This is a genomic window from Micromonospora citrea (assembly GCF_049629545.1).
Lineage (GTDB): Bacteria > Actinomycetota > Actinomycetes > Mycobacteriales > Micromonosporaceae > Micromonospora > Micromonospora citrea_A.
The window spans coordinates 233,220-259,896 of record NZ_JBNADX010000006.1; the positions used below are offsets into that span (position 1 = coordinate 233,220).

Annotated in this window: 2 protein-coding genes (1 of these 2 running past the window's edge); both read right to left on the bottom strand. The window is 75.5% G+C overall.

Features of this window, described 5'->3' with window-relative positions; translation table 11 throughout:
- Positions 1-2,882 carry the beginning of a type I polyketide synthase gene (locus ACPFP2_RS09860; protein WP_424088226.1) on the bottom strand. The gene continues 26,791 nt to the left of window position 1, outside the view, so only the first 2,882 of its 29,673 coding nucleotides appear in the window; it begins with the start codon at positions 2,880-2,882; its stop codon lies beyond the left edge, outside the window.
- Between the two features lie 26 nt (positions 2,883-2,908).
- Entirely contained in the window at positions 2,909-26,677 is a 23,769-nt protein-coding gene (locus ACPFP2_RS09865) for a type I polyketide synthase (RefSeq protein WP_424088228.1), read from the bottom strand.

The window sequence follows — 26,677 nt, forward strand, 5'->3', positions numbered from 1 at the left end:
GGGGCGAGCACCTCCAGGTCGGCCGGTGCGTCGAGCTGGGCGGCGAGCGCGGCCACGTCGGAGCGTTCCACCGCCGACCAGAACTCGACGTCGACCACGTCCGGGCTGACCGGCCCGGCGGCGGTGGCCGCGGCCATCCGCTGCGGCCAGTAGCGCTGCCGCTGGAAGGCGTAGGTGGGCAGGTCGGTGAGGACCGGGGCGGGGGCGAGGATCCGCCGGTGGTCCACCGGCAGGCCGTGCGCGTGGGCGGCGGCGAGGCTGGTCAGCAGCCGTACCGTGGGGTCCTCGCCGCGGCGCAGCGTGGCCAGGGCGCGGCCGGTGACGCCGGTGTCGTCGAGGATGGCGGTCAGCGACATGCTCAGCACCGGGTGCGGGGAGACCTCAACGAAGTCGGTGTGCCCGGCGTCGAGCGCGGTCCGCACGGCGGTGTCGAACAGCACCGGCCGGCGCAGGTTGTCGGCCCAGTAGTCGGCGTCCAGGTCGGCGCCGTCGATCCAGCCGCCGGTGACGGTGGAGATGATCCGCACGTCGCCGTCGCGGGGCGTGACGTCGGCCAGGTCGGCGCGCATCCGGTCGGCGACCGGCTGGACGGCGGGCGAGTGCGAGGCGTAGTCGATGTCGATGGTCCGCACCCGGACGCCGTCGGCGGTGTACGCCGCGGCCAGGTCGGCGACGGCCTGCGGCGGGCCGGAGACCACCGTGGTGCCGGGGCCGTTGACGACTGAGACGGTGATCCCGTCGGGGAGCCGGCCGGCGACCGCGTCGACGGGCAGGTCGATGGCGGCCATCGCCCCGGTGCCGGCGATCCCGGTGAGGGCGCGGGCCCGCAGGGCGAGGATCTTCACCGCGTCGGCCAGGGTCAGCACTCCGGCGACGTGGGCGGCGACGATCTCGCCCTGGGAGTGGCCGATGACCGCGCGGGGGGTCAGGCCGGCGTGCCGCCACACCCGGGCCAGGCCCACGGCGACGGCGAACAGCGCCGGCTGGACGATCTCGGAGCGGGTCAGCCAGGTGTCGTCGTCGCCGGTGAGCACGGCGACGAGGTCGACGTCGAGCCAGCGGTCGAACTCGGCCTGGCACTCGGCCAGGGCCTCGTCGAAGACGGGGCAGACGCCGATCAGCCCGGCGGCCATCGACCCGTACTGGGCGCCCTGGCCGGGGAAGACCCAGACCGGGCCCTCACCGGGCTCGCCGGCGACCCCGGTGACCACGGCGCCGGCCGGCGTGCCGGCGGCGAGGGCGTCGAGGCCGGCGAGCAGGTGCGCCGGGTCGGCGGCGACGACCGCCGCGCGGTGCTCGAACACCGACCGGGTGGCGGCCAGCGACCAGGCCAACCGGGCCGGGTCGAGGTCGTCGCGGTCGCGGACGTAGCGGGCGAGCCGGGCGGCCTGCGCGCGCAGCGCCGGGGTGGACCGGGCTGACAGCGCCCAGACGGTGGCGGGCGTGCTGAGCAGGGCGGACTGATCCGCCGGTACGGGGGCCGGGGCGGGTGCCGGGTCGGCCTGTTCGAGGATGACGTGGGCGTTGGTGCCGGAGATGCCGAACGACGACACGGCGGCCCGGCGGGGCCGCTGCACCTGCGGCCAGGTGCGGGCCTCGGTGAGCAGTTCGACCGCTCCGGTGGACCAGTCGATGTGCGGCGACGGGGCGTCGACGTGCAGGGTGGCCGGCAGCACGCCGTGCCGCATCGCCATGACCATCTTGATGATGCCGGCGATGCCGGCGGCGGACTGGCTGTGGCCGAGGTTCGACTTGACCGAGCCGAGCCAGAGCGGGTCTGCGTCGCGTTCCTGCCCGTACGTGGCGAGCAGGGCCTGCGCCTCGATCGGGTCGCCGAGGGTGGTGCCGGTGCCGTGCGCCTCGACGGCGTCCACGTCGGCGGCGGTGAGCCGGGCGGTGGCGAGGGCCTGCCGGATGACCCGCTGCTGGGCGGGCCCGTTGGGGGCGGTGAGGCCGTTGGACGCGCCGTCCTGGTTGACGGCGCTGCCGCGCACGACGGCGAGGATCCGGTGGCCGTTGCGCTGGGCGTCGGAGAGCCGCTCGACGAGGAGCAGGCCGACACCCTCGGCCCAGCCGGTGCCGTCGGCGGACGCGGCGAACGACTTGCACCGGCCGTCGGAGGCGAGCCCGCGCTGCCGGGAGAAGCCGACGAACGCGCTGGGGGTGGCCATCACGGTCACGCCGCCGGCCAGGGCCAGGTCGAACTCGCCGGAGCGCAGCGCCTGGCAGGCCAGGTGCAGCGCGACCAGCGACGACGAGCAGGCGGTGTCCACGGTGACCGCCGGCCCCTCCAGGCCGAGGGCGTACGCGATGCGGCCGGAGACGACGCTGGTGGCGGTGCCGGTGAGCAGGTAGCCCTCGTCGGCGCCGTCCGCGCCGCCGTCCTGCCCGACGCCGTAGCCGTTGGCGGCGGTGCCGACGAACACGCCCACCTTCTGCCCGCGCATCTCGGACGGGGCGATGCCAGCGCTCTCGAACGCCTCCCACGAGGTCTCCAGCAACAGCCGCTGCTGCGGGTCCATCGCGAGGGCCTCGCGGGGGCTGACGCCGAAGAACTCGGCGTCGAACTCGGCCGCGTCGTACAGGAAGCCGCCCTGTCGGGTGGTGGACCGGCCGACCCGGTCGGCGGACGGGTCGTAGAGGTTGTCCAGGTCCCAGCCACGGTCTGTCGGGAAGCCGCCGATGGCGTCGCCGCCGGAGGCGACCAGGTCCCACAGCTGGTCGGGGCTGGACACCCCGCCCGGGTAGCGGCAGGACATCGCCACGATGGCGACCGGTTCCCGGGCCGCCGCGCTGAGCTGCTGGTTGAGCTGCTTGAGCCGGCTGGTCTCCTTGAGCGAAGCCCGAAGCGCCTCGACGACCTTATCTGCAGACGTGGACATCATGTACTCCGTACGTGGGACAAGGGTCAGGACTCGGAGCCGTCGAGCGCCAGCCTGATGAGGGTGTCGGCGTCCATCTCGTCGATGTCGACGTCCTCGTCGGTGGAGGCGGGGTCGGTGTCGTCGCCGTCGGTGAGCTTCAACAGCAGGTCCAGCAGCCCGGCCTCGCGGATGCGGGCCAGCGGGACGGTGGCGAGCACCTGGCGTACCGCCGTCTCGGCCGGGTCGGCCGTGGCCTGCTGCTGCGCCTCGGGGACGAGCGCGGTGAGCAGGTGGCCGGCGAGGGTGACCGGGTCGGGGTAGTCGAAGACCAGCGTGGTGGGCAGGGGCAGGCCGGTGGCCCGGGTGAGCCGGTTGCGCAGCTCGACCGCGGTGAGCGAGTCGAAGCCCAGCTCCTTGAACGCCCGCCGTGGCTTGACCCGCTCGGGACCGGGGTGGCCGAGCACGGCGGCGGCCTGGGCGCGGACCAGGTCGGTGAGGTGGCGGTCCTGCTCGTCGCGGGGCAGGGCGAGCAGCCGGTCACGCAGCGACCGTCCACCGTCGGTCGGGGTGTCGTCGGCGGGGCCGGCGGCCGGCCGGGCCTCGGGCAGGTCGGCCAGCAGCGGTCGCGGCCGGGCCGACGTGTACGCCGGGGCGAAGGTCGACCAGTCGACGTCGGCGACGGTGAGGCAGGCCCGGCCGCGTCCGACGGCGATCCGCAGGGCGTGCACGGCGTCGGCCGGGTCCATGGCCCGCAGCCCTCGTCGGGACAGCTCCCGCCGGGCCTCGTCGGTGGCCATCCCGCCGTCGGCCCAGGGCCCCCACGCCACGGAGGTGGCGGCCAGGCCGCGGGCGCGTCGCCGCTCGGCCAGGGCGTCGAGGTACGCGTTGCCGGCCGCGTAGCCGGCCTGCCCGCCGCTGCCCCAGATCCCGGCGATGGAGGCGAAGAGCACGAACGCGTCGAGCGGCCGGTCACCGAGCAGTTCGTCGAGGTGCACGGCACCGGCGATCTTGCCGGTCATCACCCCGGCGAGCCGGTCGGTGTCGGTGTCGAGCAGCGGGGTGACGTCGTTGAGTCCGGCGGCGTGCACCACCGCGGTCAGCGGGGCGGGGTCGTCGTCGAGCCGGGCGAGCAGCGCGGCGACCGCGTCCCGGTCGGCGACGTCGCAGGCGGCCACGGTGACCCGGACGCCGAGGGCGGTCAGCTCGTCGCGCAGCTCGGCCGCGCCGGGAGCGGTGTCTCCGCGCCGGCTGGTCAGCACGAGGTGCGCGGCGCCGGCGCCGGCGGCCCAGCGGGCCACGTGCGCGCCGAGCGCGCCGGTGCCGCCGGTGATCAGCACGGTGCCGGTGGGCCGCCACCGGTCGGCCGCCGCCGGGTCGGCGGGGGTGGCCCGGGTGAGCCGGCGCGCGTACACGCCGGTGGGGCGCAGCGCGAGCTGGTCATCGTCGCCGGCGGCGGTGAGCGCCGCCGCGAGCCGGGTCGGGTCGACGTCGGATTCGGGCAGGTCGAGCAGGCCGATGCGCAGCTGCGGCAGTTCGAGGCCGGCGACGCGGCCGAGGCCCCACAGGCCGCCCTGGGCGGCGCTGCGTACGCGGTCGTCATCGCCGGTGCCGACCGCGCCCCGGGTGACGCACCACAGCGGGACCGTCGGGGCGGTGTCGTGCAGCGCCTGGATCAGCTGCAGCGTGGCGGCGGTGCCGGCCGGCACGGCCGGGTGCCGGGGGTGCGGGTCGTCGTGCAGACCGAGCAGGGAGACGACGCCGGTGACCGGCCCGTCGGCGAGCGCGGCGGCCAGCCGCCGGGCGAGGCCGGCGCGGGTGGCGGTGGCCGGCGCGGCGGTCACCTGTCGCACGTCCCCGCCGGTCGCGGTGAGCGCGGCGGTGACCTGCGCGGCCACCGGGTCGCCGTCGGGTGCGACGAGCAGCCATCGGCCGGTCGCCGTGCCGTCGCCCAGGTCGATGCGCCGCCAGCCCACCTGGTACGACCAGCCGTTGACGGCGGTGTCGCGGGTGCGGGCACGGCGCCAGGTGGTCAGGGCGGGCAGGGCCGGGGTGAGGGCCTGGACGGCGTCGTCGCCGAGCTGCCCGGCCAGGACGCTCAGGTCGCCGCTCTCCACCGCGGCCCAGAACTCGCCGTCCCCAGCGTCGGCCGTGGCGGTGTCCGGGGTGCGCGGAGCCGGCTCGGGCCAGAACCGCTGGTGCTGGAACGCGTACGTGGGCAGGTCGACCCGGGTCGCCCCGGTGTCGGCGAACCACGACTGCCACGTCACTCCGACGCCGTGCACGTGCAGCTCGGCGAGGGCGGCCAGCAGCGCCTGCGCCTCGGTGCGGTCCTTGCGCTGGGCGGCCACGGCGAGCACACCCGCGTCGCCTGGCAGCACGTCGGCGGTCATCGCCGTCAGCACGCTCTGCGGGCCGATCTCCAGGAACGTGTCCACCCCGGCCTTGCGCAGCACACTGATCCCGTCGGCGTAGCGGACCGCCTCACGAACGTGCCGCACCCAGTAGTCGGCGGTGCGGATCTCGTCGCCGTCGGCGAGCGCCCCGGTCAGGTTCGACACCACCGGCAGCAGCGGCACGGCGAAGGTCAACTGCTCCAGGACCGACCGGAACTCGGCCAGCATCGGCGCCATCAACGGGCTGTGGAACGCGTGACTCACCGTCAGCCGGCGGGTACGCACCCCCCGTTCCCGCCAGACCCGCTCCACCTCATCCAGGGCGTCGAGCGCACCCGAGACGACGACGGAAGTCGGGCCGTTGACGGCCGCGACACCGACATCGGCCAGACCCGCGATCGACTCCGCGACGGCCTCCTCGGCGGCCGCGACCGCGAGCATCCCGCCACCGGCGGGCAGCGCCTGCATCAACCGGCCCCGGGCCGCGACGAGGACGCACGCGTCGGCCAGCGACAACACCCCGGCCACGTGCGCGGCGGTGATCTCCCCGACCGAGTGCCCGGCGACGAAGTCGGGCACCACGCCGAACGACTCGACGAGCCGGAACAGCGCCACCTCCACGGCGAACAGACCGGCCTGGGTGAAGACAGTCTGGTCCAACAGCCCCGCCTCGGCCGAGCCCTCCGGCGCGAACAGCACCTGTCGAAGCGGCTGCGGCAGCAGCGGGTCCAGGTGCGCGCACACCTCGTCCAGCGCATCGGCGAACACCGGGAACGTCGCGGACAGCTCCCGACCCATGCCGGCGCGCTGCGCGCCCTGACCGGAGAAGAGCAGGGCGAGTTGTCCCCGCTGCTCCGGGACGCCGGTCAGCACGGCTGCGGACGGCTCACCGGCGGCGAGGGCGCGCAGGCCGGCGAGCAGACCGTCGCGATCGGCGGCGGTCACCACGGCCCGCTGCTCCAGCGCGGGTCGGGTGGTCACCGACGACCACGCCACGTCCACCGCACGCAGCGACCCGTCACCGGCCAACCACCGCGCCCACCGGCCCGCCTGCCCGGCCAGCGCCACCTCCGACTTCGCGGAGAGCAGCACCGGCACGACCCGATCCACAGCGACCGGCTCCGGGTCGGCCTGCGGCGTCGCCACGTCCGCCGGTGGCTGCTCGACGATGACGTGCGCGTTGGTGCCGGAGATGCCGAACGACGACACCGCTGCCCGACGCGGCCGGTCCACCGCCGGCCACGGGGTCGCCTCGGTGGCCAGCGCCACCGCACCGGCCGTCCAGTCGATGTGCGGCGACGGCTCGTCCACGTGCAGCGTCGGCGGCACCAGACCGTGCCGCATCGCGAGCACCATCTTGATCACCCCGGCCACTCCGGCCGCGGCCTGGGTGTGGCCCATGTTCGACTTGACCGACCCCAGCAGCAGCGGCCGGTCGGCGGGCCGGTCCTGCCCGTACGTGGCCAGCAGCGCCTGCGCCTCGATCGGATCGCCCAGCGTGGTGCCGGTGCCGTGCGCCTCCACGGCGTCCACGTCCGCTGTGGACAGCCGGGCGTTGGCCAGCGCCTGCCGGATGACCCGCTGCTGCGACGGCCCGTTCGGGGCGGTCAGCCCGTTCGACGCGCCGTCCTGGTTGACGGCGCTGCCGCGCAGCACGGCGAGGACGCGGTGGCCGTGGCGGCGGGCGTCGGAGAGCCGTTCGACGAGGAGCATGCCGACGCCCTCGGACCAGCCGGTGCCGTCGGCCGAGGCGGCGAAGGACCGGCACCGGCCGTCGGGCGACAACCCGCGCTGGCGGGAGAAGCCGACGAACGCGCTGGGGGTGGCCATCACCGTCACGCCACCGGCCAGGGCCAGGTCACACTCCCCCGACCGCAGCGCCTGCGCAGCCAGGTGCAACGCCACCAGCGACGACGAGCACGCCGTGTCCACGGTGACCGCCGGGCCCTCGAGGCCGAAGACGTACGCGACGCGGCCGGAGGCGACACTGCCGGCGGTGCCGTTGACGAGGTACCCCTCCAGCTCCGCCGAGGCGTCGAGCCGGCCGGCGTAGTCGTGGTGGATCAGCCCGGCGAAGACGCCGGTGGTGGCCTTCGTGTCACGCGGGTCGAGGCCGGCGGACTCGAACGCCTCCCACGAGGTCTCCAGCAGCAGCCGCTGCTGCGGGTCCATCGCGAGGGCCTCGCGGGGGCTGATGCCGAAGAACCCGGGGTCGAACTGTGCCGCGTCGTACAGGAAGCCGCCCTGGCGGGTGGTGGACGTGCCGGCCCGGTCGGCGTCCGGGTCGTAGAGCGCGTCCAGGTCCCAACCCCGGTCGGCCGGGAACCCACCGATCGCATCGGAACCGGAGGCGACCAGCTCCCACAGCTGGTCCGGGCTGGACACCCCGCCGGGGAACCGGCAGGCCATGCCGACGATGGCGATCGGGTCGTCGGCGCCGGCCGGGGTCACCGCCCGGGTGGCGGCGGCGGGCGACGCGGCGTGCCCCAACTGCTCGTGCAGGTGCTCGGCCAGCCGCTCCGGCGTCGGGTAGTCGAAGACGAGGGTGGCGGGCAGCCGCAGCCCGGTGGCCGAGGCCAGCCGGTTACGCAGCTCCACCGAGGTCAGCGAGTCGAACCCGAGTTCCTTGAACGCCCGACCGCCCGGCACCGCCTGCGCCGACGCGTGCCCCAGCACCGCCGCCGCCTGCGCACACATCAGCTCCACCAACAGCCGACGGGCCTCGTCCCGGGCCAGCCCGGCGAGCCGGTCGGACCAGTCCGATCCGGTCCCGGTCACGGTAGAGCGCGCCTGGCGGCGTCCCGGGGTCCGGGCCAGCCGGCGGACGATGGGCGGGACCTGCGCGGCGTCGGCGGTGATCCGCAGCCGGGCGGCCACCACCGCCGGCAACGGTCCGGTGCGCGCGGCGTCGAACAGGGCGGCGCCTTCGGTCCCGGAGAGGCCGCCCATGCCGAGCCGACCCAGTCGCTGCTGGTCGTCGGCGCTCAGGTGGGCGGTCATGCCGCCGGTGGTGGCCCACATGCCCCAGCCGATGCTGGTGGCGGGCAGGCCGCGGTGCCGCCGGTGGCCGGCGAGGGCGTCGAGGAACGCGTTGGCGGCGGCGTAGTTGCCCTGCCCGGGTGAGCCGAGCGTCGCCGCGATCGAGGAGAACAGCACGAACGCCGACAGGTCCAGGTGCGCGGTGGCCCGGTGCAGCGCCCAGGCGGCGTCCACCTTGGGCCGCAGGACGGTCGTCAGGGCCTCATCGGTGAGTGAGGTGACGGTCGCGTCGGCGACGACTCCGGCGGTGTGCACGACGGCGGTCAGCGGGTGGGCCGGGTCCACGCCGGCGACGAGACCGGCGACCTGCGCGGCGTCGGTGACGTCGACCGACACCGTCGTGACGGTGGCGCCCGCGTCGGTGAGGTCCTGGACCAGCGCCGCGTAGGCGGGTTCCTGCGCGGGGAGTCGGCGGGAGGCGAGCAGCAGGTGCCGGGCCTGGCCGGTGGCGACGAGGTGTCGGGTCACCACGGCGGCGAGGGCGCCGGCCGCACCGGTGACCAGGACGGTGCCGTCCGGGTCCATCGGCGTCGGGACGGTCAGGACGACCTTGCCGACGTGCCGGGCCTGACTGATGTGCCGCAACGCCTGCCGCGCCTGCCGCACGTCCCACACCCGCACCGGCAACGGCCGCAACACACCCTGCTCGAACAGGGCCAGCAACTCGGCGAGCATCTGCCCGATCCGCGTCCCACCGGCCTCGTTCAGGTCGAACGCCCGATAGGCCACCCCCGGATGTTGCTGCGCCACCACGTCGGCGTCCCGGACGTCGGTCTTGCCCATCTCCACGAACCGGCCACCGCGCGGCAACAACCGCAACGACGCGTCCACGAACTCACCCGCCAGAGCGTCCAACACCACGTCCACGCCCGCACCACCCGACGCGGCGGCGAACGTCTGCTCGAACTCCGTGGTCCGCGACGAAGCGATCCGCTCCCCCGCCACCCCCAACTCCCGCAGCATGCCCCACTTGCCCGGACTCGCCGTGGCGTACACCGTCGCACCAAAATGCCGCGCCAACTGGATCGCCGCCATGCCGACCCCACCCGCACCCGAATGGATCAACACCGACTCACCCGCCCGCAGCCCTGCCAGGTCGTGCAGCGCGTAGTAGGCCGTCAGGAAGACCACCGGCACCGACGCGGCGTCCCGGAAGGACCAGCCGTGCGGCATCCGGGCGATCCGCTGCCGCTGGGCGACCACCTGCGGGCCGAAGCCGGGCTCGAACAACCCGAACACCCGGTCCCCGGGCGTCAGGTCGTCCACGCCGGGACCGACCTCCAGCACCACGCCGGCGCCCTCGCTGCCCATCACCGCTGCCGGATCCGGGTACATGCCGAGGGCGATGAGCACGTCACGGAAGTTGACGCCCGCCGCCCGGACAGCAACCCGTACCTCGCCGGGAGCGAGGTCGACCGGGGTGACCGGGACGATCTCGACGCCGTCCAGGGTGCCGGGGCGGGCCGCGGCGACGTGCCACGCGCCGTCGACCGGCGGTGTCAGCTCCGCGCCCACCTGCCGCACCAGCCGGGGTACGCACACCCGGTCGCCGCGGACGGCGACCTGCCCGCCGGTCGGGGTCGGGTCGGCGGCCACCGCCGCCAGCAACGCCCACGCCTCGGCGTCCGGAGCCCGGTCGAGATCGGCCAGCACGATCCGGTCCGGGTGCTCCGACTGCGCCGACCGCAACAGCCCCCACACCGCAGCACCGGCCAGATCAGCCACCCGATCCTCGTCCCCGGCCACCACCGCACCCCGGGTCACCACCACCAACCGCGAACCGGCCAACTCCTCGACCGCCAACCACCGCTGCACCACGGCGAGAACGTCCGCCGTCACCTGCCGCACCACGTCCGGGACCCCGGCCGCGTCGGCACCCGCGTCGCTGGGGGTGGACACCGTGAGCAGGACGGCCTGCGGCGCGCTGCCACCCGCCTGCACCGCCGCCACCAACGCCGCCACGTCCGCGAACACGGTCGCGCCGGGCAGGGCCGCAGCCGTCGCAGGGCCCCCGCCGCCGGCCGCCTCGGCCTGCTGGGCAGCGGGCCGCAGCAGCGCCCACTCCAGCGGCGCGGTGGCCGGGGCGACCTCCTCGACCTGCCAGGACACCTCGAACAGCGAACGGTCCACCGCGCTGGGCGTGGTCACGCCGGTCAGCTCCCGCAGCACCAGGGAGTCCACCGACACCACCGGCGCACCCGACTCGTCCACCGCCACCAGGCGGACCGACGTGCCGGCACGGGTCAACCGCACCCGCAATGTGCGTGCACCGGAGGCGTACACCTGCACACCCTCGAACGCGAACGGCACCCGCGCACCGGAACCGGGCCCACCGTCGAGCAACCCGATCGGGTGCAGAGCGGCGTCGAGCAGCGCCGGGTGCACCCCGAACCCGTCGGCCGCCGCCTCGTCGGGGAGCACGACCTCGGCGAACACCTCATCGTCACCGGACCAGACGCGACGCAGCCCCTGGAACACCGGCCCGTACGACAGGCCGTGCCCGACCAGGGCGTCGTACCAGCCGGTGAGGTCCGTCTCCGGGACACCGACCGGCGGCCAGGCGGCGAGGCCGGGCTCCTCGGTGGCGACCGGTGCCAGGACACCGTCGGCGTGCCGGACCCACTCGGCCTCGGGGTCGTCGTCGGGCTGGGAGTACACGGCCACGTCCCGGCCGCCGGTGGCGTCGGCGCCGCCGACGCGCACCTGCACCCGGACGCCGCCGGTGGCGGGCAGGGCCAGCGGCGCGGCGATGGTCAGCTCCCGTACCCGGGACGCGCCGACCTCGTCACCGGCGCGCACCACCAGCTCGACCAGCGCGGTGCCGGGCACCAGCACCGTGCCGGCGATCACGTGCTCGGCCAGCCACGGATGCGTCGACACCGACAGCCGACCGGTCAGCAGCGTCTCGTCGTCCCCGGCGAGGCGCACCGCCGCGCCGAGCAGCGGGTGGCCGGGGGCGGCCAGTCCGGCGCCGGACACGTCGCCGGAGCGCCACGCCGCCGCGTCGGGCCAGAACCGCTGCCGCTGGAACGGGTAGGTGGGCAGGTCGAGCGGCCGTACGCCGCCGCCGGTCAATGGGGTCCAATCGACGGGCACGCCACCGGCGTACGCCTCGGCGAGGGCGGTGAGCAGCGCGGACGCCTCGGTGCGGCCCTTGCGCAGGGTCGGCACGACGACCGGGTCGGTGGTGGCGCCGTCGGCGTCGGCGAGGCAGTCCCGGGTCATGCCGGCGAGGACGCCGTCCGGCCCGACCTCCAGGTACGTGCCGACGTGACGCTGCCGCAGGTATGCGATGCCGTCGGCGAAGCGGACGGCGTGGCGTACGTGTCGCACCCAGTACCCGGGGTCGCGCAGCTCGGCGGCGTCGGCGGCCGTTCCGGTCAGGTTGGACACGACGGGCAGCAGCGGCGGGTGGAACGTCAGCCCGTCGAGCACCGAGCGGAACTCGTCGAGCATCGGCTCCATCAGCGGGCTGTGGAAAGCGTGGCTGACGGTCAGCCGCCGGGTGCGTACCCCGAGGGCGGTGAAGTGCTCGGCCACCTCGTGCAAGGCGTCGAGCGCCCCGGAGACGACGACGGCGGACGGGCCGTTGACCGCGGCGATCCCCACGTCGGTGCGCCCGTCCAGCGTCGGCAGCACGTCCGCCTCGGGCGCGGCCACGGCCAGCATCCCGCCACCGGCCGGCAGCGCCTGCATCAACCGACCCCGCGCCGCCACCAGGACACACGCATCCGCCAGCGACAACACCCCCGCCACGTGCGCGGCGGTGATCTCCCCCACCGAGTGCCCGGCGACGAAGTCCGGCACCACACCGAACGACTCCACCAGACGGAACAACGCCACCTCGACCGCGAACAGACCGGCCTGAGTGAACACCGTCTGGTCCAGCAGCCCCGCCTCGGGCGAGCCCTCCGGCGCGAACAGCACCGACTGCAGCGGCTGCGGCAGCAGCGGATCCAGGTGGGCGCAGACCTCGTCCAACGCGGCGGCGAACACCGGGAACGTCCCGTACAACTCCCGACCCATGCCGGCGCGCTGCGCACCCTGCCCGGAGAAGAGCACGGCGAGCCGGCCGGTGCCCGCCGTGCCGCGCACCGCGATGGACGACGGCTGGTCGTCGGCGACGGCGTCGAGGCCGGCGATCAGGTGCTGTCGGTCCCGGGGCAGCAGCACCGCCCGGTGCGCGAACGCGGAGCGTCCGGTGGCCAGGGCGTGGCCGAGGTCGGGCAGCGCGGTGCCGGGGTTGCGTCCCAGCCAGTCGCGTAGCTGCCGGGCCTGGTCGCGCAGCGCCTCGCCGGTGCGGGCGGAGAGCACGCACGGGGTGGTGAGGTCGCCGGAGGTGACGACCGGCGGCGTGCTCACCGTGGGCGTGGGAGTCGCCTCGGGGGCCTGTTCCAGGATGGTGTGGACGTTGGTGCCGCTGATGCCGAACGACGAGACGGCCGCCCGGCGGGGCCGGTCCAGCTCGGGCCAGGGCCGGGCCTCGGCGAGCAGGGAGACCGCGCCGGCCGTCCAGTCGATGTGTGGGGACGGCTCGTCGACGTGCAGGGTGGCCGGGAGCAGCCCGTGCCGCATCGCCATGACCATCTTGATCACACCGGCGACACCGGCGGCGGCTTGGGCGTGGCCGATGTTCGACTTGACCGACCCGAGCAGCAGCGGCCGGTCGGCGGGGCGGTCCTGGCCGTAGGTGGCGAGCAGGGCCTGTGCCTCGATCGGGTCGCCGAGCGCCGTGCCGGTGCCGTGCGCCTCGACCGCGTCGACGTCGGCGGGGGTGAGCCGCGCGTTGGCGAGGGCCTGCCGGATGACCCGCTGCTGGGAGGGGCCGTTGGGGGCGGTGAGGCCGCTGCTGGCGCCGTCCTGGTTGACCGCGCTGCCCCGGACGACGGCGAGGATCCGCCGACCGTTGCGCCGGGCGTCGGAGAGTCGTTCGAGCAGCAGCATGCCGACGCCCTCGGCGAAGCCGGTGCCGTCGGCGCCCGCGCCGAACGCCTTGCACCGTCCGTCGGGCGACAGGCCGCGCTGGCGGGAGAACTCGGCGAGCATGCCGGGGGTGGACATCACGCTGACGCCGCCGGCGAGGGCGAGCCCGCACTCACCCTGCCGCAGCGCCTGGGCGGCCAGGTGCAGCGCGACCAGCGACGACGAGCAGGCGGTGTCGACGGTGACGGCCGGGCCCTCCAGGCCGAACAGGTACGAGATGCGGCCGGAGGCGACGCTGCCGGCGCTGCCGTTGCCGACGTACCCGTCGAGGTCGTCGGAGGTGCCGAGCGCCTTGCCGGCGTAGTCGTGGTAGATCAGGCCGACGTAGACACCGGTGCTGCCGCCCCGGGCGGTGAGCGGGTCGATGCCGGCCCGTTCGAACGCCTCCCACGAGGTCTCCAGCAGCAGCCGCTGCTGCGGGTCCATCGCGAGGGCCTCGCGGGGGCTGATGCCGAAGAAGGCGGCGTCGAAGTCGGCGGCGTCGTAGAGGAAGCCGCCGTGCTGCGGGGTGGTGGTGCCGTCCCCGCCGTCGGCGCGCAGGGCGGCGAGGTCCCAGCCGCGGTCGGTGGGGAACGGCGCGATGACGTCGGCGCCGGCGGTGACGAGGTCCCACAGTTGCTCGGGGGTGCGGACGTCGCCGGGGAAGCGGCAGGCCATGCCGACGATGGCGATCGGCTCGTCCGCGCCGGTGGCGGTGGCGGTGGCCGGTGCGGGCGCGGTCGCGGCGCGGCCGCCGATCTCCCGGTCGAGGAAGTCGGCGAGCACGACGGGGGCGGGGTGGTCGAAGGCGACGGTGGCGGGCAGCCGCAGGCCGGTGGCGGCGGCCAGCCGGTTGCGCAGTTCGACGGAGGTGAGCGAGTCGAAGCCCAGTTCCTTGAACGGCCGCTGCGCGTCGACGGTGTCCGCCGAGCGGTGGCCGAGCACGGCGGCGACGCTGCCGGTGACCAGGTCGAGGAGTTGGCCGCGTCGTTCGACGGGGCTGAGCGCCGCGAGCCGGTCGGCCACCGACAGGTCGGCGGCGGCCCGGGCCGCGGCGCGCCGCCGGGATCGGGGTGGGCGGACGAGGTCGCGCAGCAGCGCGGGGACCCGGCCCGGGTCCGGGACCGCCGGCACCTTCATGAGTACGACGTGTGCGCCGCCGTGTCGCTGCGCGGCGTCGAGCAGGGCGAGCCCTTCGGCGTCGGTGAGCGGGGCGCTGCCGGTGCGGATGGCCCGGCGGTGCTCGGTGGCGTCGAGGTGGGCGGTCATGGTGCTGGTGGTGGCCCAGAGTCCCCAGGCGAGGCTGGCTGCCGGCAGGCCGTGGGCCTGCCGGTGGCCGGCGAGGGCGTCGAGGAACGCGTTGGCGGCGGCGTAGTTGCCCTGCCCGGGTGAGCCGAGCGTCGCCGCGATCGAGGAGAACAGCACGAACGCCGACAGGTCCAGGTGCGCGGTGGCCCGGTGCAGCGCCCACGCGGCGTCGACCTTGGGCCGCAGGACGGCGGTGACCGCGTCGGCGTCGAGAGAGGTGAGCGTGGCGTCGGCGATGACCCCGGCGGTGTGCACGACGGCGGTGAGCGGGTGGGCCGGGTCCACGCCGGCGACGAGCGCGGTGACCTGTTCCGGGTCGGCGACGTCCACGGACACGGTTCTCACGGTCGCGCCGGCCTCGGTCAGATCGGCGACGAGCGCGGCGTAGTCGCTGCCCTCGGCGGGCAGCCGGCGCGACGCCAGCAGCAGGTGCCGGGCCCGGCCGGTGGCGACCAGGTGCCGGGCGACGACCCCGGCCAGGGTGCCGGACGCACCGGTGACCAGCGTCGTGCCGCCCGGGTCCACCGGCGCCGGCACGGTCAGCACGACCTTGCCGACGTGCCGGGCCTGACTGATGTGCCGCAACGCCTGCCGCGCCTGCCGCACGTCCCAGGTCCGCGCGGGCAGCGGCGTGAGCGCGCCCTGCGCGAACAGCTCCAGCAGTTCGGTGAGCATCTGCCCGATGCGGGCGCCGCCGGCGGCGTTGAGTTCGAACGCCTGGTACGACACGCCGGGGTGCTGCGCGGCGACGAGTTCCGGGTCGCGGATGTCGGTCTTGCCCATCTCCACGAACCGGCCACCACGCGGCAACAGCCGCAGCGACGCGTCCACGAACTCACCCGCGAGGGCGTCGAGCACCACGTCGACACCCGCGCCATTCGACGCGGCGGCGAAGGCGGCCTCGAAGTCCGTCGTTCGCGACGAGGCGATCCGCTCGTCCGCCACCCCGAGGTCCCGCAGGGTGCCCCATTTGCCCGGGCTCGCCGTGGCGTACACCGTCGCGCCGAAATGCCGGGCAAGCTGGATCGCCGCCATGCCGACCCCACCCGCACCCGAATGGATCAACACCGACTCACCCGGCCGCAGACCCGCCAGATCGTGCAGCGCGTAGTAGGCCGTCAGGAACACCACCGGCGCCGACGCGGCCTGGACGAACGACCACTCCGCCGGCATCCGGGCGATCCGGTCGCGCTGAGCGAGCACCTGCGGGCCGAAGCCGGGCTCGAACAACCCGAAGACCCGGTCGCCGGGTGCCAGGTCGTCCACGCCTGGGCCGACCTCCAGCACCACGCCGGCGCCCTCGCTGCCCATGGCGGCGGTGGGATCCGGGTACATGCCCAGCGCGATCAGCACGTCGCGGAAGTTCACGCCCGCCGCCCGGACGGCGACGCGCACCTGACCGGCTGCCAGCGGCAGCGCCGCGCCCGGCAGCAGGTCGACACCGTCGATGGTGCCGGGGTGCACCGCCGCCACGTGCCACAGGTCGGTGGACGGGGTGAGCCGGTCGACGGCCGGGCGGGTCACCCGAGGCGCGAACACGGTGTCGCCGCGCAGCGCGACCTGCCCACCGGTGGGGGCCGGGTCGGCGGCGACCGGCGTGAGCAGCGCCAGCGCCTCGGCGTCCGGGGCGCGGTCGAGGTCGGCCAGGACGATCCGGTCCGGGTGCTCGGACTGCGCCGAACGCAGCAGCCCCCACACCGCCGCGCCCGACAGGTCACCGGCCGGGTCGCCCGGCTGCGCCGCGACGGCGTCCCGGGTGGCCACGACCAGCCGGATGTCGTCGAGGGCGTCGGCCGCGAGCCACGCCTGCACGGTGCCCAGCACGTCCAGGGTGGTGGCCCCGACCCGCCCGGGCAGGTCGTCGCCCGCCGCGTCGGCGGCGGCCGGGAGCAGCACGGTCCGGGGTGCGGGCTCCCCTGCCCCGATCGAGGCGAGCAGCGTCGCCGGGTCGGCGTACGCGGGTACGCCGGGCAGGTCGACGGGTGCGCCGAGCACCGCCCAGCCGGAGACGTCGGCGGCGGGGGTGACCTGCTCGGTCTGCCAGGTGACCTCGAACAGCGACCGGTCGGCCGTGGCGGGCACGGGTGCGACGCCCGCCTCCCGCAGCACGAGGGAGTCCACCGACACGACGGGCGCACCGGACTCGTCGACCGCGACGAGGCGTACCGCCGTGCCGGATCGGGTCAGCCGGACCCGCAGGGTCGGGGCGCCGGCCGCGTGCACCTGCACGCCTTCGAACGCGAACGGCAGCCGGGGCCCGGTGGCCGGGTCGGTCAGCAGCAGCCCGATCGGGTGCAGGGCCGCGTCGAGCAGCGCCGGGTGCACCTCGAACCGGCCGGCGCTGTCGGCGACCTCGGCGGGCAGGGCGACCTCGGCGTACACCTCGCCGTCGCCGGTCCAGACCCGGCGCAGCCCCTGGAACACCGGCCCGTACGACAGTCCGTGCCCGGCGAGCGTGTCGTACCAGCCGGACAGGTCCACCTCGGACGCCTCGGCCGGCGGCCAGGCACCCACCGTCGGCTCGTCGGCCGACGCGGGTTCCAGGACGCCCTCGGCGTGCCGGGTCCACTCGGCGGCCGGGTCGTCCTCGGGCTGGGCGTGCAGCGTGACGCCGCGTGCCCCGTCCCCGTCGGCCGCGCCGACGCGTACCTGCACGCGTACGCCGCCAGTGGCGGGCAGCGCCAGCGGCGCGGCGATCGTCAGTTCCCGTACCCGGGACGCGCCGACCTCGTCACCCGCGCGCACCACCAACTCGACCAGCGCGGTACCCGGCACCACCACCGCGCCGGCGACCACGTGCTCGGCCAACCACGGATGCGTCGACACCGACAACCGACCGGTCAACACCACCTCGTCGTCACCGGCGAGGCGCACCGCCGCACCCAACAACGGATGCCCGGCCACCCCCAGCCCCGCCCCCGACACGTCACCGACCTGCCACGACCCCACCTCCGGCCAGAACCGCTCCCGCTGGAACGCGTACGTCGGCAGGTCCACCCGGCTCGCGCCGGTGCCGGCGAAGAGGGCGGCCCAGTCGACCGGTACGCCGGTGGCGTGCAGGCCACCGAGCGCGGTGAGCAGTTGGCGGGGGCCGTGCTCGTCGCGGCGCAGCGAACCGACCACGACGCCGGGCTGCCCGGTGGCGGCCCGGTCGAGGGCGTCCTGGACCACGACCTTGAGCACGGGGTGGGGGCTGACCTCGACGAAGGCCCGGAAGCCGGCGTCGATCAGGGAGTCCACGACGGGGGCGAGGCGGACCGGCTCACGCAGGTTCCGGTACCAGTAGTCGGCGTCCAGTTCGGTGGTGTCGATGAGGTCACCGGTGACCGTGGAGTGGAAGGCGACCGCGGTGGGGCGGGCCTCGATGGCGCCGAGGGCGGCGGCCAGGTCCTCGCGGACGGCCTCGACGTGCCCGCAGTGCGAGGCGTAGTCGACGGCGATGCGCCGGGCCCGGATGTCGCGCTCGGCGCAGGTGGCGAGCAGCTCGGTGACGGCCGCCGCGTCGCCGGAGACGACGGTGACGCCTGCGCCGTTCAGGGCGGCGACGGAGAGAGTGCCCGCCCAGGGCGCGATGAGCTGCGCGGTGTCGTCGGCGGACAGGGGCACGGAGACCATGCCGCCGAGCCCGGAGATGGCCAACAGGCCCCGGCTGCGGGCGACGACCAGGCGCATCGCGTCGGGCAGGGTGAGCGCGCCGGCCACGCAGGCGGCGGCGATCTCGCCCTGGGAGTGGCCGATGACGGCATCGGGCCGGACGCCGCAGGACCGCCACACCTCGGCGAGGGAGACCATGACGCAGAACAGCAGCGGCTGCACGACGTCGACCCGGTCCATCGGTGGGACGCCGGGCGTGCCGCGCAGCACGTCCTCGGGGGTCCAGTCGACCAGTCCGGCCAGTTCCGCCGCGCACTCGCCCATCCGGTCCCGGAATACCGGCGAGGAGTCCAGCAGGTCGAGCGCCATGCCGGCCCACTGGGTGCCCTGGCCGGGGAAGACGAAGACGACCTTCGGCGTACCGTCGCCGGTGCCGCCGTGGTGCTCGGCGTCGGCGAGCGCGGTGAGCCCGGCCAGCGCGTCGTCCCGGTCGGCGGCCACCGTGACCTGCCGGTACGGGTGGTGGGCGCGGCCGGTGGCGAGCGCGTACCCGAGGTCGACGAGGTCGAGGTCCGGCCGCTCGGTCAGGTGGGCGTGGACCCGGGCGGCCTGGTCGCGCAGCGCGCGGGCGCTGCGGCCGGAGACGAGCAGCGGCACGGCGTCGGCGGCGACCAGGCCGGGCACCGCCTCGGCGGGCGTGCTGCGGGGGGCCGGGGTGTCGGCGGGGGCCTGCTCGATGATGGCGTGGGCGTTGGTGCCGCTGATGCCGAAGGAGGAGACGGCGGCGCGGCGGGGCCGGTCGACGGCCGGCCATCCGACGGCCTCGGTGGTCAGGGCGACGGCCCCGGTCGTCCAGTCGATGTGCGGCGACGGCTCGTCCACGTGCAGGGTGGGCGGCACCAGGCCGTGCCGCATGGCGAGGACCATCTTGATGACCCCGGCGACACCGGCGGCGGCCTGGGTGTGGCCGATGTTGGACTTGATCGAGCCGAGCAGCAGCGGCCGTTCGGCCGGTCGGTCCTGCCCGTAGGTGGCCAGCAGCGCCTGTGCCTCGATCGGGTCGCCGAGGGTGGTGCCGGTGCCGTGCGCCTCGACGGCGTCGACGTCGGCCGGGGTGAGACGCGCGTTGGCCAGCGCCTGGCGGATGACCCGCTGCTGTGACGGGCCGTTGGGGGCGGTGAGGCCGTTGGACGCGCCGTCGGAGTTGACGGCGGTGCCGCGGATGACGGCGAGGACGCGGTGGCCGCGCCGCCGGGCGTCGGAGAGCCGTTCGACGAGGAGCATGCCGACGCCCTCGCCCCAGCCGGTGCCGTCGGCGCCGGCGGCGAACGCCTTGCACCGGCCGTCGGGGGCGAGGCCGCCCTGGCGGGAGAATTCGGAGAACATGCCGGGCTGGGCCATCAGCGCGACGCCGCCGGCCAGGGCCATCTCGCACTCGCCGGAGCGCAGCGCCTGCGCGGCCAGGTGCAGCGCCACCAGCGACGACGAGCAGGCGGTGTCGACGGTGACGGCCGGGCCCTCGAACCCGAAGGTGTACGCGACGCGGCCGGAGGCGACGCTGCCGGCGGTGCCGGTGAGCAGGTGGCCTTCCAGGCCGTCGAGGCCGTCGCTGCCGGTGGCGGCGTAGCCGGAGGAGGCGGCGCCGATGAAGACGCCGGTGACGGTGCCGTGCCCGGTGGTGGGGTCGATGCCGGCGTGTTCGAACGCCTCCCACGAGGTCTCCAGCAGCAGCCGCTGCTGCGGGTCCATGGCCAGGGCCTCGCGGGGGCTGATGCCGAAGAACCCGGGGTCGAACTGCGCCGCGTCGTACAGGAACCCGCCCTGGCGGGTGGTGGACGTGCCGGCCCGGTCGGCGTCCGGGTCGTAGAGCGCGTCCAGGTCCCAACCCCGGTCGGCCGGGAACCCACCGATCGCATCGGAACCGGAGGCGACCAGCTCCCACAGCTGGTCGGGGGTGGCGATGCCGCCGGGGTAGCGGCAGGCCATGCCGACGATGGCGATGGGCTCGTCGGCGGCGGCCGGGGCGGCCGTGCGGGGGCGGTCCCGGTCGGGTGCGGTGGTCTCGCCCAACTGCTCGTGCAGGTGTGCGGCGAGGCGCTCCGGGGTGGGGTGGTCGAAGACGAGGGTGGCGGGCAGCCGCAGCCCGGTGGCCGAGGCCAACCGGTTACGCAGCTCCACCGAGGTCAGCGAGTCGAACCCGAGTTCCTTGAACGCCCGACCGCCCGCAACCGCCTGCGCCGACGCGTGCCCCAGCACCGCCGCCGCCTGCGCACACACCAGCTCCACCAACAGCCGACGGGCCTCGTCCCGGGCCAGCCCGGCGAGCCGGTCGGACCAGGCGGTGCCGGTGGACGCGCCGCCCGCCTGCCGGCGTCCGCCGGTGCGGGCGAGCAGCCGGAGGATCGGCGGGACCTGTCCGGCGTCGGCGGTGATCCGCAGTCGGGCCGCCGCGACGGTGGGCAGCGCCCGGCCGGTGGCGGCGTCGAACAGGGCGGCGCCCTCGGTGGCGGTGAGCCCGCCCATGCCGAGCCGGCGCAGCCGCTGCTCGTCGTCGCGGTCGAGGTGGGCGGTCATCGTGCTGGTGGTGGCCCACATGCCCCAGCCGATGCTGGTGGCGGGCAGGCCGCGGTGCCGCCGGTGGCCGGCGAGGGCGTCGAGGAACGCGTTGGCGGCGGCGTAGTTGCCCTGCCCGGGTGAGCCGAGCGTCGCCGCGATCGAGGAAAACAACACGAACGCCGACAGGTCCAGGTGCGCGGTGGCCCGGTGCAACGCCCACGCGGCGTCCACCTTCGGCCGCAGGACGGTGGCCAGGGCGTCGGCGTCCAGGGAGGTCACGACGGCGTCGGCGAGGACGCCCGCGCAGTGCACCACGGCGGTGAGCGGGTGGGCCGGGTCGACCCCGGCGATCAGCGCGTCGACCTGTTCCGCATCGGCCACGTCCACGGACACGGCGCTCACGGTCGCGCCGGCCTCGGTCAACTCGGCCACGAGCGCGGCGTAGTCGCTGCCCTCGGCGGGCAGCCGGCGCGACGCCAGCAGCAGGTGCCCGGCCCGGCCGGTGGCGACCAGGTGCCGGGCGACGACCCCGGCCAGGGTGCCGGACGCACCGGTGACCAGCGTCGTGCCGTCCGGGTCCACCGGCGTCGGGACGGTCAGGACGACCTTGCCGACGTGCCGGGCCTGACTGATGTGCCGCAACGCCTGCCGCGCCTGCCGCACGTCCCACACCCGCACCGGCAACGGCCGCAACACACCCTGCTCGAACAGGGCCAGCAACTCGGCGAGCATCTGCCCGATGCGGGTGCCGCCCGCCTCGTTCAAATCGAACGCCCGGTAGGCCACCCCCGGATGCTGCTGCGCCACCACGTCGGCGTCCCGGACGTCGGTCTTGCCCATCTCCACGAACCGGCCACCACGCGGCAACAACCGCAACGACGCGTCCACGAACTCACCCGCCAGGGCGTCCAACACCACGTCCACGCCCGCACCACCCGACGCGGCGGCGAACGTCTGCTCGAACTCCGTGGTCCGCGACGAAGCGATCCGCTCCCCCGCCACCCCCAACTCCCGCAGCATGCCCCACTTGCCCGGACTCGCCGTGGCGTACACCGTCGCACCAAAATGCCGCGCCAACTGGATCGCCGCCATGCCGACCCCACCCGCACCCGAGTGGATCAACACCGACTCACCCGCCCGCAGCCCTGCCAGGTCGTGCAGCGCGTAGTAGGCGGTGAGGAAGACCAGCGGGACGGAGGCCGCCTGGGTGAACGACCAGCCGGCGGGGATCTTCGCCACCCGCTCCCGCTCGGCCACGGCCTGCGGGCCGAAGCCGGGTTCGAACATGCCCATCACCCGGTCGCCGGGGACGAGGTCGTCGACACCGGGGCCGACCTCCAGCACCACGCCCGCGCCCTCGCTGCCCATCCGGGCCGCCGGGTCGGGGTACATGCCGAGCGCGATGAGCACGTCGCGGAAGTTGACGCCGGTCGCCCGTACGGCGATCCGCACCTGCCCGGGGCCCGGCCGCAGCGCGGGCGCGGGCACCAGGGCGACGCCGTCCAGCGTGCCGGGCGCGACCGGCGCGAGGTGCCAGGGTCCCGACGCCGGGGGCGTCAGGTCGTCGCCGCCGAGGCGGGTCAGCCGGGGTACGCGCACGGCGTCCTCGCGGATCGCCACCTGCCCGCCGGTCGGGGTCGGGTCGGCGGCCACCGCCGCGAGCAACGCCACCGCCTCGGCGTCCGGGACGCGATCGAGGTCGGCCAGCACGATGCGGTCCGGATGCTCCGACTGCGCCGACCGCAACAGCCCCCACACCGCGGCACCGGCCAGATCGCCGATGCGGTCCTCGTCCCGGACCGCCACCGCACCCCGGGTCACCACCACCAACCGCGAACCGGCCAGCTCCTCCGCCGCCAACCACCGCTGCACCACGGCCAGAACGTCCGCCGTCACCTGCCGCACCATGCCCGGGACCCCAGCCGCGTCGTTGGCGGTGACCTCGTCAACACGGACGCCGGCGGCGGCCGTGCTGACCGCGTCGACCCGGGTGGCGGTGGTGGTGGCAGCATCGGTAACCGCGCCGGCGGTGGCCGGATCTTCGCCGGCAGGGAGCTCGTCGACCCCTGCTGCGGCCGTGCGGACAGCCATGGACTCGGCGGCGGGCACCGGGAGCAGGACGGCCTGCGGCGCGCTGCCACCCGCCTGCACCGCCGCCACCAACGCCGCCACGTCCGCGAAGACAGCCGCGCCGGGCGGGACGGGCACGGATCCGGCCTGCTCCGCGCCCACGCCGGGCCGCCCGTGCAGGTCCAGCACCGCCCAGTCCACCGGCGCGGCGGCCGGGGCGACCTCCTCGACCTGCCAGGACACCTCGAACAGCGACCGGTCTGCCGCGCTCGGGGTGGAGACCGCACCCATCTCGCGGAGCACCAGCGAGTCCACCGACACCACCGGCGCACCCGACTCGTCCACCGCCACCAGACGGACCGACGTGCCGGAGCGGCTCAACCGCACCCGCAACGTGCGCGCACCCGAGGCGTGCACCTGCACACCCTCGAACGCGAACGGCACCCGCGCACCCGAGCCGGACCCACCGTCGAGCAACCCGATCGGATGCAACGCGGCGTCCAGCAACGCCGGATGCACCCCGAACCCGCTCGCGTCGGCCGCCACCTCATCGGGCAGCACGACCTCGGCGAACACCTCACCCGCACCGGACCAGACCCGACGCAGCCCCTGGAACACCGGCCCGTACGACAGTCCGTGCCCGGCGAGCGTGTCGTACCAGCCGGACAGGTCCACCTCGGACGCCTCGGCCGGCGGCCAGGCACCCACCGTCGGCTCGTCGGCCGACGCGGGTTCCAGGACGCCCTCGGCGTGCCGGGTCCACTCGGCCTCCGGGTCGTCCTCGGGCTGGGCGTGCACGGTCACCTGGCGGGCGCCGGAGCCGTCGGTCGCGCCGACGCGTACCTGCACCCGGACGGCGTCGGACGGCGGCAGGGTCAGCGGCGCCGACACGGTCAGCTCCCGTACCCGGGACGCGCCGACCTCGTCACCCGCGCGCACCACCAACTCGACCAGGGCGGTACCCGGCACCACCACCGCGCCGGCGACCACGTGCTCGGCCAGCCACGGATGCGTCGACACCGACAGCCGACCGGTCAACACCACCTCGTCGTCACCGGCGAGGCGCACCGCCGCACCCAACAACGGATGCCCGGCCACCCCCAGCCCCGCCCCCGACACGTCACCGACCTGCCACGACCCCACCTCCGGCCAGAACCGCTCCCGCTGGAACGCGTACGTCGGCAGGTCCACCCGGCTCGCGCCGGTGCCGGTGAACCAGGGCTGCCAGGTGATTCCGACGCCGTGCACGTGCAGGTCGGCCAGGGCGGCGAGCAGCGCGGCGACCTCGGGCCGGTCCTTGCGCTGCACGGCGACGGCGAGCACGCCCTCGTGCCCGGGGAGCACGTCGGCGGTCATCGCGGTCAGGACGCTCTGCGGACCGATCTCCAGGAACGTGTCCACCCCGGCCGCCCGCAGCGCACTGATGCCGTCGGCGTAGCGGACCGCCTCGCGCACGTGCCGCACCCAGTAGTCGGCGGTACGGATCTCGTCCGGGTCGGCGAGCGCGCCGGTCAGGTTCGACACGACCGGCAGCGTCGGCGCGGCGAAGGTCAGCTTTTCCAGGACCGCCCGGAACGAGGCGAGCATCGGCTCCATCAGCGGGCTGTGGAAGGCATGGCTGACCGTCAGCCGACGGATGCGCACACCCCGCTCCCGCCAGGCCCGCTCCACCTCGTCGAGCACGTCGAGCGCACCGGAGACCACCACCGAGGTCGGGCCGTTGACGGCGGCGATACCCACGTCGGCCAGTCCGTCGAGAACAATCGCCACCTCGTCCTCGGACGCGGCCACGGCGAGCATCCCCCCACCGGCGGGCAGGGCCTGCATCAACCGGCCCCGGGTCGCCACCAGGGCGCACGCGTGCTCCAGCGACAACACCCCCGCCACGTGCGCGGCGGTGATCTCCCCGACCGAGTGCCCACCGACGAAGTCCGGCACCACACCGAACGACTCGACCAGACGGAACAACGCCACCTCGACCGCGAACAGGCCGGCCTGAGTGAAGACGGTCTGGTCCAACAGCCCGGCCTCGGGCGTGCCCTCCGGCGCGAATAGCACCGACTGCAACGGCTGCGGCAGCAGCCGGTCCAGGTGCGCACAGACCTCGTCCAGCGCCGCCGCGAACACCGGGAAGGCTCGGTACAACTCCCGGCCCATGCCGGCACGCTGCGCGCCCTGACCGGAGAAGAGCACCGCGAGCGGACCCCGGTCGTCGGCCTGACCCGCGACCACCGCCCCCGACGGCTCCCCCGCCGCCAACGCCCGCAGGCCGGCCAGCAAGTCGTCGCGGTCGGTGGCGGCCACGACCGCGCGGCTGTCCAGGGTGGCCCTGGCGGTGACGGACGAGAACGCCACGTCGAGCGGACGCAGCTCGCCATCGGCGTCCAACCAGGACGCCCAACGGCCGGCCTGCGCGGCGAGCGCGGCGGGGTGGGCGGCGGAGAGCAGCACCGGGGCCGTGGGGAGGGCACGCGCGGCGGGCGGCGCGTCCTCGGGCTCGGGCGCGGGGGCCTGCTCCAGGATGAGGTGGGCGTTGGTGCCGCTCATGCCGAACGAGGAGACGGCGGCGCGGCGGGCGCGGCCGGCTTCGGCCGGCCACGGGCGGGCGTCGGTGAGCAGGGTGACGGCGCCGGCCGTCCAGTCGATGTGCGGGGACGGCTGCGCGACGTGCAGGGTGCGCGGCATGGTCGCGTGCCGCATCGCCAGCACCATCTTGATCACCCCGGCGACGCCGGCCGCCGCCTGGGTGTGGCCGATGTTCGACTTCAGCGAGCCGAGCCAGAGCGGCCGGTCCGCCGGGCGCTGCGTGCCGTACGTGGCGAGCAGCGCCTGCGCCTCGATCGGGTCGCCGAGGGTGGTGCCGGTGCCGTGCGCCTCGACGACGTCCACGTCGGCGGGGGTGAGCCGGGCGTTGTCCAGGGCCTGCCGGATGACGCGCTGCTGGGCGGGGCCGTTCGGGGCGGTGAGGCCGCTGCTCGCCCCGTCCTGGTTGACGGCGCTGCCCCGGATCACGGCGAGCACGGGGTGGCCGTTGCGGCGGGCGTCCGACAGCCGCTCGACGAGCACCATGCCGACGCCCTCGGCCCAGCCGGTGCCGTCGGCGTCGGCGGAGAACGCCTTGCAGCGCCCGTCGGCGGCGAGGCCGCGCTGGCGGGAGAACTCGACGAAGCCGCCGGGGGTCGCCATCACGCTGACCCCGCCGGCCACGGCGAGGCTGCACTCGCCGTCGCGCAGGGCCTGGCCGGCCAGGTGCAGAGCCACCAGGGACGACGAGCAGGCGGTGTCGATGGTGACGGCCGGGCCCTCCAGCCCGAAGGTGTACGCGAGCCGGCCGGAGATGACGCTGGCGGCGGTGCCGGTCAGCACGTACCCCTCGGCGCCCTCGGGGAGGCGGCGCAGGACCGAGGCGTAGTCCTGGCCTGCGGTGCCGACGAAGACGCCGGTACGGCTGCCGCGCAGCGCGCCCACGTCGAGACCGGAGCGTTCGAACACCTCCCAGGTGGTCTCCAGCAGCAGCCGCTGCTGCGGGTCCATCGCGAGGGCCTCGCGGGGCGAGATGCCGAACAGGGTCGGGTCGAAGTGCCCGGCGTCGCGCAGGAAACCGCCCCGGTCGCTGTACGAGGTGCCGGGGTGGTCCGGGTCCGGGTCGTACAGCCGGGCCAGGTCCCAGCCACGGTCGGTGGGGAACGTGCCGGTGGCGTCGGTGCCGGCGGCGACGAGGTCCCACAGCTCCTCGGGGGAGCTGACGCCGCCGGGGAACCGGCAGGCCATGCCGACGACGGCGATCGGCTCCGGTTCGGCGTCCTCCAGCTCCCGCAGGCGCCGGTGCGCCTGGCGGAGCTCGGTGGTCACCCACTTGAGGTGTTCGAGGAGCTTCTCTTCGTCCGCCAT